The sequence below is a fragment of the Achromobacter sp. ACRQX genome (genome assembly GCF_022346505.1).
GTDB lineage: Bacteria > Pseudomonadota > Gammaproteobacteria > Burkholderiales > Burkholderiaceae_B > Achromobacter > Achromobacter animicus.
The window spans coordinates 96,083-110,640 of record NZ_JAKRML010000012.1 but is presented as its reverse complement, the minus strand read 5'-3'; the positions used below and the strand labels follow the sequence as shown (position 1 = coordinate 110,640).

Annotated in this window: 13 protein-coding genes; 3 read left to right on the top strand and 10 right to left on the bottom strand. The window is 61.0% G+C overall.

Annotated elements, in window-relative coordinates; all coding sequences use genetic code 11:
• Positions 1-152: 152 nt before the first annotated feature.
• A complete protein-coding gene (gene uvrB, locus MHZ91_RS13485) occupies positions 153-2,219 on the bottom strand; it encodes an excinuclease ABC subunit UvrB (RefSeq protein WP_175123405.1) in 2,067 nt (688 codons plus the stop codon).
• A gap of 75 nt (positions 2,220-2,294) precedes the next feature.
• Here uvrB and MHZ91_RS13480 point away from each other — a divergent pair, with 75 nt between their 5' ends.
• Positions 2,295-3,494, top strand: coding sequence for an amino acid aminotransferase (locus tag MHZ91_RS13480; protein ID WP_239214042.1), 1,200 nt, complete (start codon positions 2,295-2,297; stop codon positions 3,492-3,494).
• A gap of 148 nt (positions 3,495-3,642) precedes the next feature.
• Positions 3,643-4,293, top strand: a complete 651-nt coding sequence (gene lexA, locus MHZ91_RS13475) for a transcriptional repressor LexA (RefSeq protein WP_191575567.1) — start codon at positions 3,643-3,645, stop codon at positions 4,291-4,293.
• Between the two features lie 202 nt (positions 4,294-4,495).
• Here the strand turns inward: lexA and lon are convergent, their stop codons facing one another.
• The 5 genes from lon to MHZ91_RS13450 form a co-directional block, all read right to left on the bottom strand.
• Positions 4,496-6,946 (bottom strand): endopeptidase La, encoded by a 2,451-nt coding sequence (lon, locus tag MHZ91_RS13470; RefSeq protein ID WP_175123407.1) that lies wholly within the window; start codon positions 6,944-6,946, stop codon positions 4,496-4,498.
• A gap of 258 nt (positions 6,947-7,204) precedes the next feature.
• On the bottom strand, positions 7,205-8,503 hold the full coding sequence (gene clpX, locus MHZ91_RS13465) for an ATP-dependent Clp protease ATP-binding subunit ClpX (RefSeq protein WP_056562435.1): 1,299 nt from the start codon (positions 8,501-8,503) through the stop codon (positions 7,205-7,207).
• Positions 8,504-8,605: 102 nt separating this feature from the next.
• The gene (gene clpP / locus MHZ91_RS13460) at positions 8,606-9,259 is read right to left on the bottom strand and encodes an ATP-dependent Clp endopeptidase proteolytic subunit ClpP (protein ID WP_175123408.1); all 654 of its coding nucleotides are present in this window, start codon (positions 9,257-9,259) and stop codon (positions 8,606-8,608) included.
• Positions 9,260-9,263: 4 nt separating this feature from the next.
• Entirely contained in the window at positions 9,264-10,574 is a 1,311-nt protein-coding gene (gene tig / locus MHZ91_RS13455) for a trigger factor (RefSeq protein WP_175123409.1), read from the bottom strand.
• A gap of 164 nt (positions 10,575-10,738) precedes the next feature.
• Positions 10,739-11,494 (bottom strand): M48 family metalloprotease, encoded by a 756-nt coding sequence (locus tag MHZ91_RS13450; RefSeq protein WP_175123410.1) that lies wholly within the window; start codon positions 11,492-11,494, stop codon positions 10,739-10,741.
• 256 nt (positions 11,495-11,750) lie between these two features.
• Here MHZ91_RS13450 and MHZ91_RS13445 point away from each other — a divergent pair, with 256 nt between their 5' ends.
• Positions 11,751-12,296, top strand: a complete 546-nt coding sequence (locus tag MHZ91_RS13445; RefSeq protein WP_175123411.1) for a TIGR00645 family protein — start codon at positions 11,751-11,753, stop codon at positions 12,294-12,296.
• A 96-nt stretch (positions 12,297-12,392) separates the two neighbouring features.
• Here the strand turns inward: MHZ91_RS13445 and MHZ91_RS13440 are convergent, their stop codons facing one another.
• The 4 genes from MHZ91_RS13440 to MHZ91_RS13425 all read right to left on the bottom strand — a co-directional run bounded on the left by MHZ91_RS13440 (position 12,393) and on the right by MHZ91_RS13425 (position 14,516).
• Positions 12,393-12,599, bottom strand: coding sequence for a cold-shock protein (locus MHZ91_RS13440; protein WP_042794090.1), 207 nt, complete (start codon positions 12,597-12,599; stop codon positions 12,393-12,395).
• 322 nt (positions 12,600-12,921) lie between these two features.
• The gene (locus tag MHZ91_RS13435) at positions 12,922-13,485 is read right to left on the bottom strand and encodes a DUF924 family protein (protein ID WP_239214041.1); all 564 of its coding nucleotides are present in this window, start codon (positions 13,483-13,485) and stop codon (positions 12,922-12,924) included.
• 135 nt (positions 13,486-13,620) lie between these two features.
• The gene (locus MHZ91_RS13430; RefSeq protein WP_006220190.1) at positions 13,621-13,824 is read right to left on the bottom strand and encodes a cold-shock protein; all 204 of its coding nucleotides are present in this window, start codon (positions 13,822-13,824) and stop codon (positions 13,621-13,623) included.
• Between the two features lie 371 nt (positions 13,825-14,195).
• Positions 14,196-14,516 carry a hypothetical protein gene (locus tag MHZ91_RS13425; protein ID WP_175123413.1) on the bottom strand — a complete coding sequence of 107 codons (321 nt, stop codon included), beginning with the start codon at positions 14,514-14,516 and terminating at the stop codon, positions 14,196-14,198.
• Positions 14,517-14,558: the final 42 nt, after the last annotated feature.

Below are 14,558 nucleotides of genomic sequence, written 5' to 3'. Positions count from 1 at the left end.
CATGGAGTTGCAAGCTTGTATTCAGGTAACCCATGAGACGCAACGCGTGCAAAATTCCGGAATGGTTACACCATGATGGCAGCGCACCACTTTTTGCGCATTTTCAGCTTACCGTAAGCGAACAGACATGAATTGAAACGTTTGGCCCTGCCCTACACCGCCCCGTCCAGCAGCACACGCTGCTTGAGGGCATTGAGCGAGTCTCGGGCGGCAGCAGCCTGTTCGAATTCGAGATTGCGGGCGTGGTCCATCATCAGCTTTTCCAGTCGCTTGATCTCGCGCGCCAGGGCCTTCTCATCCTTCAACAATTCCGCGGGAACTGCCGCTTCCAGCGTGTCGTGTTGGGCAGGCGCCACGATACCGTCAATCAATTCGCGCACCGCCTTGTGCACGCCGCGCGCAGTGATGCCGTTGTCGACGTTGAATTGAAGCTGCTTCGTGCGCCGGCGGGCAGTCTCGTCCATGGCGCGTTTCATCGAATCCGTGATCCGGTCGGCATAGAGAATCGCGTGACCGTTCAGGTTGCGGGCCGCGCGGCCGATGGTCTGAATGAGGCTGCGCTCTGAGCGCAGGAATCCCTCCTTGTCGGCATCCAGGATGGCCACCAGCGACACCTCCGGAATATCCAGACCCTCGCGCAGCAGGTTGATCCCCACCAGGACGTCGAACGTGCCCAAGCGCAGGTCCCGCAGGATTTCAACGCGCTCGACCGTGTCGATGTCCGAGTGCAGGTAGCGCACCTTCACGCCGTGCTCGCTCAGGAAGTCCGTCAGGTCTTCGGCCATCCGCTTGGTCAGCGTCGTGACCAGCACGCGGTCGCCTTGAGAAACACGCGCCTTGATCTGGCCCAGCAGGTCGTCCACCTGCGTGCGAGCGGGCAACACCTGGACGATAGGGTCGACAAGGCCCGTGGGACGCACCACCTGCTCCACGACGTTGTCCGCGTGCTCCTGTTCGTATGCGGCAGGCGTCGCCGAAACAAATACGCACTGGCGCATCCGCGTCTCGAACTCCTCGAGCTTGAGCGGACGGTTGTCCAGCGCCGACGGCAGACGGAAACCGTACTGCACCAGCGTTTCCTTGCGGGACCGGTCGCCGCGGTACATGGCGCTGAGCTGGCCGATCGTGACGTGGCTCTCGTCGATGAACATCAGCGCGTCGGACGGCAGGTAATCAATCAGGGTCGGTGGCGGGTCGCCCGGCGCGGCGCCCGACAAATGACGCGAGTAGTTCTCGATGCCCTTGCAGAACCCAAGCTCCTGCAGCATTTCCAAATCGAAGCGGGTGCGTTGCTCAAGACGCTGAGCCTCGACCAGGTGGCCATCGTCGACGAACCGCTTGACGCGTTCGCGCAGCTCTTCCTTGATGGTTTCGATGGCGCGCAGCACGGTGTCGCGCGGCGTCACATAATGCGAGCCGGGATAGACGGTGAAGCGCGGCAGCTTCTGGCGGATGCGACCCGTCAGCGGATCGAACAGTTCGAGCGTTTCGATTTCGTCATCGAACAACGTCACGCGCAACGCGAGCTCGGCGCTTTCTGCCGGGAAGATGTCGATGGTCTCGCCGCGCACGCGGAAGACCCCACGCGTGAACTCGGCGTCATTACGGGTGTACTGCATGGCCACCAGGCGCGCGAGGATCTCGCGGCGGGCGATCTGGTCGCCCGCGCGAAGGATAAGCACCATCGCGTGATAGTCGCCGGGGTTGCCGATACCGTAGATACACGACACCGTACCCACGATGATCGTGTCGCGCCGTTCGAGCAGGCTTTTGGTGGCCGACAGCCGCATCTGCTCGATGTGTTCGTTGATGGACGAGTCTTTTTCAATGAACAGGTCGCGCGTCGGCACATAGGCCTCGGGCTGGTAGTAATCGTAGTAAGAAACGAAATACTCCACCGCGTTCTTCGGAAAGAACTCGCGCATTTCGGCGTAGAGCTGCGCGGCCAATGTCTTGTTGGGGGCAAGGACCAGCGCCGGGCGGCCCATGCGCGCGATCACGTTGGCCATGGTGTAGGTTTTGCCTGACCCGGTCACGCCCAGAAGCGTCTGGTACATGAGGCCGTCTTCGACACCCTGCGTCAGCCCTGCGATGGCCGTGGGCTGGTCCCCCGCCGGCGGATAGGGTTGATAGAGGTGAAACGGGCTGTCAGGGAAATCGACGAATCCCGGACCTGCGGCGGGAGCCCCCGCGCTCGGGTCTATTGCGCTCTTAGGCATGCTAGACTGTTCCAGGGTAAACCCCCCATTATCCACAGCACTTCGTACTGCGTCCACCCACCTCATCAGAGTCCCATGAGCACCCTATTCGATTCCGTCGAGCTCGCGCCGCGCGACCCCATTCTTGGCCTGAACGAACAATACAACGCGGACACCCGCCCCGGTAAAGTGAACCTGGGCGTGGGCGTGTATTACGATGATCAGGGACGGATCCCGCTCCTGGGCGCAGTGCGCAAGGCCGAAACCGCCCGCATCGAAGCCGCCGCCGCTCGCGGCTATCTGCCTATCGAAGGCATCGCCGGCTACAACGCCGGCGCCCAGGCGCTGCTGCTGGGCAAGGACTCCGCGCTGGCCGCCGCTGGCCGCGTGCTGACCACGCAAGCACTGGGCGGCACTGGCGCCCTGAAGATCGGCGCCGATTTCCTGCGCCAATTGCTGCCGGGCTCCAAGGTCCTGATCAGCGATCCCAGCTGGGAAAACCACCGCGCCCTGTTCGAACGCGCCGGTTTTGAAGTCGGCACCTATGCCTACTACGACGCCACCACCCGCGGCCTGAACTTCGAAGCCATGCTGGCCGACCTGAAGGCCGCGCCCGCCAAGACCGTCGTCGTGCTGCATGCGTGCTGCCACAACCCCACGGGCGCGGATCCCACCCCCGAACAGTGGAAGCAGATCGCCGCTGTCGTCAAGGAAAACAACCTGGTCCCGTTCCTGGACATCGCCTATCAAGGGTTTGGCGACGGCCTGACGGAAGACGCCTCGGTCGTGCGCCTGTTCGCGGACCTGGACATGACCATGTTCATCAGCTCGTCGTTCTCGAAGTCTTTCTCGCTGTACGGCGAGCGCGTCGGCGCGCTGACCGTCGTGGCCGGCAGCAAGGACGAAGCCACGCGCGTGCTGAGCCAGCTCAAGCGTGTCATCCGCACCAACTACTCCAACCCGCCGACGCACGGCGGCACGGTGGTGTCCACGGTGCTGAACACGCCCGAGCTGTTCGCCCTCTGGGAAGAAGAACTGGCCGGCATGCGTGATCGCATCCGCCTGATGCGCGCGCAACTGGTCGACAAGATCAAAGAGCACGGCGGCAAGCAGGACTTCAGCTTCGTGCTGAAGCAGCGCGGCATGTTCTCGTACTCGGGCCTCTCCGCCGCTCAGGTGGACCGCCTGCGTGAAGAACATGGCGTCTACGCCGTGTCCAGCGGACGCATCTGCGTGGCCGCGCTGAACAGCGGCAACATCGACAAGGTGGCAGCTGGCATCGCGGCTGTGCTGTAAATCACTTGGCGGCCCGAGCCGTCTTCAGCCAGATACGGGACCTGCGGGTCCCGTTTTTGCTGCCTTCGAGACTAGCTTGCTTTTTTGCGCTGCGTCCCCCAGAATGGCGCTGTATATATGTACAGTCCGCTCGCACCGGATCATCGCCATGGCCAGCAAACTCACGGATCGCCAACAACAAATCCTGGACCTCATCAGGCAAACGGTCACGCGCACCGGCTTTCCGCCGACGCGTGCCGAGATCGCTCAGGCCCTGGGTTTTCGCTCTCCCAACGCCGCCGAAGACCACCTCAAGGCGTTGGCACGCAAGGGCGCCATCGAGCTCACGGCCGGCGCCTCGCGGGGCATCCGTCTGAAGGACGCCGCCACCGCGCCCGCCCAGACCTCACTCCCCATCCCTGCCCTCGCCCAGCTTCTCCTGCCGCTGGTCGGCCGTGTTGCGGCAGGTAGCCCGATTCTTGCGGCCGAGCATGTCGAACGCGAAGTCGGCGTGGACCCCAGCCTCTTTGCCCAGGCGCCCGACTACCTGCTTAAAGTCCGCGGCATGAGCATGCGCGACGCAGGCATCCTTGAAGGCGATCTGCTGGCTGTCAAAAAGGCATCTGAAGCCCGCAATGGCCAGATCGTGGTGGCTCGTATCGGCGACGATGTCACGGTCAAGCGCCTTCAACGCCAGAACGGCCATATCGAGCTCCTGCCCGAAAATCCCGACTTCGAAACCATCGTGGTCAAGGCCGATCAGGAATTCGCGCTGGAAGGCATTGCGGTGGGTCTTATCCGCACGCAAGCGCTGCACTAGGCCGGAACCGAAACCTGCACATAGCCAAGCCCTGCAGGCGGCTTACGCCGCCGACGCCAGACCTCGCTACCGGTATGCCACATCCAAAAGAAAACCCCGCTCACTGAGCGGGGTTTTTTGCTTTGGGGCGGTCCGCAAGACTTTGGACACCTTTGGGCTTCGGACGCCCTCTTTCGAGAGCGCCCTGGCATTCAAGACGCCATCAGTGCTTCATGACCGGGTCGGTAGAGCCGGGTTCAGCCGGCTTGGCAACCAGGGGCTCCTTGACGGCTTCTTCCTCGGCCAACGGCTCCGGGAGACGCTCCAAGGCCAGTTCCAGCACCTTGTCGATCCAACGCACCGGCACGATCTCGAGGTGGTTCTTGACGTTGTCCGGGATTTCCGCCAAATCCTTGACGTTTTCTTCCGGAATCAGAACCGTCTTGATACCGCCACGGTGAGCCGCGAGCAGCTTTTCTTTCAGGCCGCCGATCGGCAGCACCTCGCCGCGCAGCGTGATCTCGCCCGTCATGGCGACGTCGGCGCGCACCGGGATGCGCGACAGGGCCGACACCATGGCCGTGGTGATCGCGATACCCGCGGACGGACCGTCCTTGGGCGTCGCACCTTCCGGCACGTGCACGTGCATGTCGTGCTTTTCGAAGACGCTGTCGGCAAAGCCCAGGCGGCGAGCCCGCGAACGCACGACGGTGCGCGCCGCTTCGACCGATTCCTTCATCACATCGCCGAGCGAACCCGTACGCTGGATGACGCCCTTACCGGGCATGTCCGCGACTTCGATCGTCAGCAGGTCGCCGCCGACTTCCGTCCACGCCAGGCCGGTCACCTGACCGATCTGGTTTTCCTTTTCGGCCATGCCAAACGCGTAGCGGCGCACACCGAGGTAATCGCTGAGGTTGTCGGCCGTGACGTTGACCGCCTTGACCTCGAGCGTCTTGCCCTCGGCCTTGGCGCGATCGCTTTGGGTCAGCAATTGCTTGATGACCTTGCGGCAGATCTTGCCCACTTCGCGTTCGAGCGCACGGACACCGGCTTCGCGGGTGTAGTAACGCACGATATCGCGCAGCGCGCTGTCGTCGACCGTCAGCTCGGTATCCTTCACGCCGTTGTTCTTCATCAGCTTGGGCAGCAGATGGTCGCGGGCGATGTGGATCTTTTCTTCCTCGGTGTAACCCGACAGGCGGATCACTTCCATACGGTCCAGCAGAGCCGGCGGAATGTTCAGCGTGTTGCTGGTCGCCACGAACATGACGTCGGAGAGATCGAAGTCGACCTCGATGTAGTGGTCCTGGAACGTGTGGTTCTGTTCCGGGTCCAGCACTTCGAGCAGGGCCGACGAGGGATCGCCGCGGAAATCCATGCCCAGCTTGTCGATTTCATCAAGCAGGAACAGCGGATTGCGCACGCCGACCTTTGACATGTTCTGCACGATCTTGCCGGGCATCGAGCCGATGTATGTACGACGGTGACCGCGGATCTCGGCTTCGTCCCGCACGCCGCCCAGGGCCATACGCACGAACTTGCGGTTCGTGGCCTTGGCGATCGACTGACCAAGCGAGGTTTTACCGACACCCGGAGGGCCGACCAGGCACAGGATCGGCGCCTTCACCTTGTCTACGCGCTGTTGCACGGCAAGGTATTCGAGGATCCGTTCCTTGACCTTTTCGAGACCGTAGTGGTCGTTGTCCAGCACCGTCTCGGCGTTGCTGATCGAGTTGTTGATCTTGCTCTTCTTTCTCCAGGGGAGATTGATGAGCGTGTCGATATAGTTGCGCACCACAGTGGCTTCGGCCGACATGGGCGACATGAGCTTGAGCTTCTTGAGCTCGGCATCGGCTTTCTTGCGCGCCTCTTTGGGCATGTGGGCAGCGATGATCTTCTTTTCAAGCTCTTCGATGTCCGCGCCCTCTTCGCCTTCGCCCAACTCCTTCTGAATGGCCTTGACCTGCTCATTCAGGTAGTAGTCGCGCTGGCTCTTTTCCATCTGCTTCTTCACGCGGCCACGAATCCGCTTCTCGACCTGGAGGATGTCGATTTCGGTTTCGAGTTGCGTGAGCAAGCCTTCGAGGCGTTCGGAGGTGCCGGTGATCTCGAGCATCTTTTGCTTCTGCTCGAGCTTCAGGGGAAGATGCGCGGCGATCGTGTCGGCCAGGCGGCCAGCGTCGTCAATGCCAGCCAGCGAGGTCAGGATCTCCGGGGGGATCTTCTTGTTGAGCTTTACGTACTGCTCGAACTGCGCAACGATGGCGCGGCGCAAGGCTTCTGTTTCGGAGCCCTGCATGGCGTCCGGTTCGATAGGCGACACCTGGCAGGTGAAGTGCGAATCGGCGTCTTCGATGGTGTTGATGCGCGCACGCTGCGTGCCTTCAACCAGCACCTTCACGGTGCCGTCGGGCAGCTTGAGCATTTGCAGGATGCCGGCGACGCAGCCAATTTCGTATACGTCTTCAGGCGTGGGGTCATCTTTGCCGGCGGACTTTTGAGCCACCAGCATGATGCTTTTGCCCGCTTCCATCGCGACCTCGAGCGCGCGGATGGAGCGCGGACGGCCGACGAACAGCGGGATGACCATATGCGGGAACACTACGACGTCGCGCAGCGGCAGCAGGGGAAGGTCGATCGGGTCGGAAGGCAGGGTCTGGCTGGCAGACATATGAGGTTCCTCGGTATGACTCGGCGTATGGGGACGGGACACCCGGGTAATACCCGAGCAAACTCGTCAATTACGTCTGTTATGGGAACAATAGCCGAAAATTCAAGATCTCGGCCGCCTGGATCACCAAAAGGCCCCAAAAAGGCCCTGGAACCGTCTTCAGTATGCGGCCATGGCGGCCGGCTGAAAAGCGTGATCGTGGATGGAGAAGCGCCCTAGGCAAAAAAACCCGTTACGAGAACGGGCTTTTTTGAAATATCAGGCGGCGGCGTCGCGGACTTCTCCGCGCTCCGGCTTCTCTGGCGCGGCGTTTTCATCCGCGTAGATCAGCAAGGGCTTGCCCTCGCCTTCGATGGCGTTTTCGTCGAGCACCACACGCTTGACGTTGCCCTGCGAGGGCAGGTCGTACATGGTGTCGAGCAGCGCCTGCTCGATGATGGAACGCAGGCCGCGAGCACCCGTCTTGCGACGCAGCGCCTTGCGGGCGATGGCCTTCAGTGCGGCGGGCCGCACGTCGAGCTCGGCGCCTTCCATGGCGAACAGCTTCTGGAATTGCTTGAGCAGGGCGTTCTTGGGCTCGGTCAGAATCTGGACCAGCGCGGCTTCGTCCAGCTCGTCCAGCGTGGCGACCACGGGCAGACGGCCGACCAGTTCGGGGATGAGACCGAACTTGATGAGGTCTTCGGGCTCGACTTCGGAGAACAGTTCACCGACGCCGCGCTCGGACTTGGCGCGCACGGACGCCGAGAAACCGATACCGGACTTTTCAGTGCGGTCGCGGATGACCTTTTCCAGTCCGTCGAAGGCGCCACCCACGATGAACAGGATGTTGGTCGTGTCGACCTGAACGAAATCCTGGTTGGGGTGCTTGCGCCCGCCCTGCGGGGGCACCGACGCCACCGTACCTTCGATCAGCTTCAACAAGGCCTGCTGCACGCCCTCGCCCGACACGTCGCGGGTGATGGACGGGTTGTCGGACTTGCGCGAAATCTTGTCGATCTCGTCGATGTAGATGATGGCGCGCTGGGCTTTTTCGACTTCATAGTTGCAGTTCTGCAGCAACTTCTGAATGATGTTTTCGACGTCTTCACCCACATAACCGGCTTCGGTCAGCGTGGTGGCGTCGGCCATGACGAAGGGCACGTTCAGCATGCGAGCCAGCGTCTGGGCCAGGAGCGTCTTGCCGGAGCCGGTGGGCCCGATCAGCATGATGTTGCTCTTGGAGAGCTCGACTTCGTCGCCCTTGATTTCGCCGTGGCGAATGCGCTTGTAGTGGTTGTAGACGGCCACGGCCAGCATGCGCTTGGGCGACGATTGCCCAATGACGTACTGGTCCAGGAAAGTCTTGATTTCAGCCGGAGTGGGCAGCTCGGAACGAATCGCCGCGCGCGCAGTGGCCTGCGCCTCTTCACGGATGATGTCGTTGCACAGATCTATGCATTCATCGCAGATGAATACCGACGGACCCGCGATCAGCTTGCGGACTTCGTGCTGGCTTTTATTGCAAAACGAGCAATGCAGCACCTTAGCGTCTGCCGATCCCTTTTTTTCAGGCATATTTCTTTCGTATCTCAGGTAAAGATGCGCCAGGCCGGGTAAATGGCCTAGCGCATGCGCTTACTCAAACATGATGGCAGCGGGTCTGGTTCAACCGGGAAGTCAGCCTTCGGACCGGGAGGCCATGACCTTGTCCACCAGGCCATACGATACCGCATCTTCGGCCGACATGAAGTTGTCACGTTCCGTGTCCAGTTCGATGCGCTCCATGCTCTGTCCGGTGTTGTTGGACAGGATGCGGTTGAGGCGCTCGCGCAGGTCCAGGATTTCGCGGGCCTGGATCTGGATGTCGGAAGCCTGCCCCTGGGCGCCGCCCGAGGGCTGGTGAATCATGATGCGCGAGTTGGGCAGGGTGAAACGCTTGCCCTTCTTGCCAGCCGCCAGCAGGAACGCGCCCATGCTGGCCGCGAGGCCGGTGCACAGGGTGGACACGTCCGGCTTGACGAACTGCATGGTGTCAAAAATGGCCATTCCCGCGTACACCGACCCGCCGGGCGAGTTGATGTACAGGGAAATGTCCTTGTCAGGATTCTCCGATTCCAGGAACAGCAACTGAGCCACGACCAGGTTGGCCGTGGCGTCGTTCACCGGACCCACCAGGAAAATGAGCCGTTCGCGGAGCAGACGCGAATAGATGTCGTAGGCGCGCTCGCCGCGCCCCGACTGCTCGATCACCATGGGAATGTAGCCCAGGCCGGTGGGGGTCACCGAAGACCCGCCATTCATTGCCGCATAGAAATCGGTGAATCTCTGCATAGTGTTACGCCATCCCCATCAACTGATCGAAAGCCACCTTTTCGTCGGTGACCTTGGCCTTTTCCAGAACATGCGCGACGACGTTGTCTTCGAGCACGATAGCCTCGATTTCAGCACGACGCTGGCGGTCTGCCAGGTAATAGCTGACAACCTGGGCGGGTTGTTCGTAGTTCTGGGCGAATTCTTCGATACGTGCGCGCACCTGTTCCGGCTTGGCTTGCAGCTGAGCTTGCTTGACCAGTTCGGACACCAGCAGGCCCAGGCGGACGCGGCGCTCGGATTCGGTCGAGAAAGCCTCGGCCGGGATCGGCACGGATTCGGCGTTGGGCACGCCGCGCTGCTTCAGTTCTTCGCGGGCAGCGGCGATACGGCCTTGCACGTCGTTGTCGATCAGGGCTTTCGGCACGTCGAACTTGCCGGCTTCGACCAGGGCGTCCATGACGCTGGCCTTGGTGCGGCCTTGCGAACGGACCTTGACTTCGCGCTCGATGTTGCTGCGGATGTCGGCCTTGAGCTTTTCGACGTCGCCTTCGGCCTGGCCGAGCGACTTGGCGAATTCGCCGTTCAGTTCGGGCAGGACGCCTTCAGCCACTTCCTTGATGGTGATGGTGAATTCGGCGGTCTTGCCGGCGACTTCGACGCCTTGGTAGTCATCCGGGAACTTGAGCTGGAAAACCTTGGTTTCGCCAGCCTTCAGGCCGCGGGCGGCTTCTTCGAATTCCGGCAGCATGCGGCCTTGGCCGAGCACGAACGGGAAGTCTTCGGCCTTGCCGCCTTCGAACGGCACGCCGTCGATGGTGCCGGCGAAGTCGAGGGTGACGCGGTCGCCGTCGGCGCTGGCGCGGCCTTCACGGGCTTCGAACGTGGCGCGTTGCTTACGCAGCACGTCCAGCGTCTGCTGGACTTCCGCGTCGGTGACGGCGGTTTCGTAGCGGGTGACGGCCAGTTCGGACAGGTCCGGCACGGCGACTTCGGGGTAGACCTCGAACGTGGCGGTGAACGCCAGCGTGTCGTCGGAAACGCCTTCCGTCTTGGGCTCGAGGTTCGGGGCGCCGGCAACGCGCAACTTGGCGCCGTCGATGGCTTGTTCAAAGGCACGGCCAACTTGGCTATTGATCACGTCGTAGCGGATGCTGGGGCCATGGCTGCGCTCGAGCATGGCGAGCGGCGCCTTGCCCGGACGGAAGCCGGGGACCTTGGCGGTCCGAGCCACGCGCTTCAATTGCGCCTGGACTTCCTTTTCGACGTCGGCCACCGAGACGGCCAGATCAACACGGCGCTCCAGGCCGGAGAGGGTTTCAACCACAGGCTGCATTAAAAGACCTATTTTCCGAGAGATGAGATTACGGGCGGATAAACGCGGCATTTTACCGGAAACTTCCGGAACCCTGACGCAAAGGGGCGCGAGCCCCGGATTTGCCCGGATGCTCGCGCCCCGTTTATCGCCCAAAAAGCGAGGACGGACGCCTGGCCGAGAGGTTACTTGGCCTTGGCGATGCGGTCTTCGATGTGCTGTGCACGCTTGGCCGAGGACGGGTGGGAGCTCATCATATCGCTCTTGCCGCCGTCCAGCTCGGCCAGCTTCTGGAACGCGGTCACGAGGCCACGCGTATTCTGTTTCTTGGATTGCAGCAGGTCGAACGAATAATCGTCCGCCGCACTTTCCTGCGATTGCGAGAACTGCGCATTGATGAACTTCTCGGTCAGGTCGCCCAGTTGCGAGGAGCTCAACTGAGCCACCGTCGCGCCGCCAGCCGCGCCCGCCGCATCACGCGCAGCCGACACCGTGTAGGCGGTCTGCATCGCCTTCTTGGTGTGGCCCAGCGCCACGTGACCGATTTCGTGGCCAACCACGCCCATCACTTCGTCGTCCGTCATCATGTCCATGAGACCGCTATACACGCGGATGCAGCCGTTGGCCATTGCCCACGCGTTGACGTCCTTGGTGACATAGACCTTGTAGCTGGCCTTCTGGCCATTGACCGTGCTGCCCAGCGCCTTGGCGATCTTCTGCAGACGGGCGTCGTACTTGCTGCCCGGCGCGGCGATCTTTTCCTGCGAATCGCTTTGCGCGCACGCCTTGTCCGACAGGGTCTTGATCTCGGCATCGCTCAGCGTGGCCGCCTGGACGACCTTGGCGCCGGCGCCGACGAGCCCACCGATGTCCAACGCATGTGCGGCCGAGTAAGGGGCGAGCGCAACGGCCAATGCGGCGACGGTGTAGCGGATCTTCATGGGAACAAACTCCTATTGACTTGTTCTATGCAAACGAGGCGGCAATTCTATATACGCCCACAGCTTTCGAAGCATTCCGGCACAGAGTTTCGCAAATGCGATTTTCTCTTACCAAATAGCCGAGCAATTCGAAGGCTGCCATGCTAAGCATCGCGAGGCCCTTTTAAAGCCGGCCAAAAGAGATGTCCGCTGTCCCATGGCGTTGATAGAATTGCCGCCGCGCTTTTTTCCGCAAACCCAACGGCTCGCACCCAACATGATCCCGAATCCCCCTCCCCGCCTAGGCCTGCTTCCCAGCCTCATCTTCAGTTCGCGCTGGCTGCAGCTACCGCTATACCTGGGCCTCATCGTTGCGCAGGGCGTCTACGTGATGCTGTTCCTCAAGGAACTCTGGCATTTGGTCACCCACGCCACCAGCTTCGGCGAAATGGAAATCATGCTGATCGTGCTGGGACTGATCGACGTGGTCATGATCTCCAACCTGCTGGTGATGGTCATCGTGGGCGGCTACGAGACGTTCGTGTCGCGCCTGCGCCTGCAGAACCATCCCGACCAGCCGGAGTGGCTGAGCCACGTGAATGCCAGCGTGCTGAAAGTGAAGCTTGCGATGGCCATCATCGGCATCTCGTCGATCCACCTGCTGCGCACCTTCATCGAAGCCGGCACCATCGGCACGCCGAACGCGCGCTTCACCGAAGCCGGCGTGATGTGGCAGACCATCATCCACGCCATCTTCATCCTGTCGGCGCTGGGGATCGCCCTGGTCGACAAGCTGTCGACCGGCAGCTCAGCCAAGCACTAAGGCAAGCCAGGACAAAAAAAGCCCCCACGCGCAAAACGTGGGGGCTTTTTTATGGATAGAACACCGGGTCAGAACCCGGAGCACTACCCAAGAAGCTCAGGCCGCGACCTTGATGTTCTTGGCGCTGGGGCCCTTGGGGCCGGTTCCAACGTCGAAAGTGACCCGCTGGTTTTCTTGTAGCGACTTATAGCCTTCGCTACGGATTTCGGAGTAGTGAGCGAAAAGATCCTTGCTGCCGTCGTCGGGCATGATGAAGCCATAACCCTTTTCGGCGTTGAACCACTTGACGATGCCGGTTGCCATGGGATGTCCTTGACCTAAAAAGCGATTGCTCGCGGGACGCCAGATCTTCAAGGATGGGAGAGGATAGCAACCGCGGCACCACTGACGGCGACCAAGGAGAACGCAGACCGCGTCGCTTGAGAATCTCGCTGAAACCAGTTTATTGGTGAACCCGGAAAAACGTCAAATGTCCGAAAGGGCTGGATTCGCGCCCCGAAAAGCCCGCTACACCCGCTAAAGAGCGCAAGCCGGCCCGGGCGGCACGCTCAACATTTTCAACTTGCCACGTACCGATACACGTAGACACTGCGCCATTTTGAAAGCTCTGTGCGTACCGCGCGCCCTACCCTGCGAAACCACCCGATTCGAGGAACTCGCGTTCGGCCTGGGTCGTCTGCCGTGCCAATGCCGCGTTCCGGTGCGGGAAGCGCCCGAACCGCTTGATGATGTCGCGATGCAGGACGGCCCATCGCACGGCTTCCGCGCCCAGCGGCTCCATCAACGCGATGGCCCGATTCTGCGCCGCCAGGTTCTCGGCGTGTTCGAACGGCATGTAGAAAAACTGGCGCAGCGAGGCGTCGACCGCAAGATCATGGCCCGCCGCGATGGCGCGTTCGGCAAAATGCAGCGCCAACGCGTCAGTGGCGAACATATGCCCGGTATCGCGGTAGGCGTTGCGAGGAAACTGGTCCAACAGGATCATCAACGCGATCGCGCCGGCGGGTTCGTCCAGCCAGGCATCGATCCGGCGGGAAGCGGCCGCCATATGAGCGTCTTCGAAGCGCGCTCGAAAGGCCGCATCGAACTGGGCGCTTTTGCTGAACCACTGCGCGGGACCAGCGTCCAGCCAGAATGCGACTACATCGTCGGGTTGCAGGGCGAACGGCTTTGGCGGTGTGGTGGTCATGGCGGCGATGGGCTCGGGGATTTGGACGCGCTGCCGCCGCCGAAGCGTTGGCCGCGAGGAGAATCGGCCGTCAAGGATACCGCGCAGAAAACAAAAAAGGCCCCGCGAGGGGCCTTCTTGAGAAAACTCAGATCCTTACAGGACTTGAATCTTCGTGGCTTGCGGGCCCTTGGGGCCATTGGCCGTCACAAAGCTGACGCGCTGGTTCTCTTCCAGAGACTTGAAGCCCGAGCCCTGAATTTCGGAGAAGTGAGCGAAGAGGTCCTTGCCGCCCGCTTCCGGGGTGATGAAGCCATAACCCTTTTCCGAATTGAACCACTTAACGACGCCGGTTTCCATACTGTATTTCCTAGAGATAATGGGCAAATGCCCGGAGGTCACGAATCAATCAAGGAGGGGACAGTAGAACAATAACGCTGAGCCGGAAAAGGCACGGCACTGATCGAAAATCGCAACGCTTGTGATCGTGTGCCGACACTATCGTTATGTTCCCCTCACAAGTCAACATAATCCTAAAAAATACGTGCCAATAATGCAACAAAGAGAAACTGCGCAGTTATTTCGCACGTTTTTAAAGGGTAAACGAGTCCCTGCATTGGTGTTAACACCAATACATCATAAAAAAACAAACAAGGCTTATATAAATGCCATCAAAAGCGCGTACGACCTGCAATACGCCGTTTGGATGACACTATGGTTTGCCGTCAGGCTTACTCGTCGATAGGTAAACCCAACAAGTCGAGCGCCGCGCCAAAAGCATCGGGACCCGAGCAAAGGAAAACCGCCACGTCGCCGGGATTCATATTTTCCAGCACTTGGTCGATCTGTTCTTGCGCATTATCAACATTGTCGACATTGGCGGCGTGTATGTCCGCTCCTGCATCGACTTTTTCGCGCGGCACGATGTCTGCGATCGCATTGAGATCATCTATGCCCATCACGACATAGACGCTGATGCTTTCGCCATCCAGCGTGGTGTGCAGCTCGACGCCGCCCGCTACGTCGGCAACGTGCCGACTGAGTATTTCCATTTCCATCTTCCTTGATTTGCGGGCTGAGCCCGCCAGGGCGCT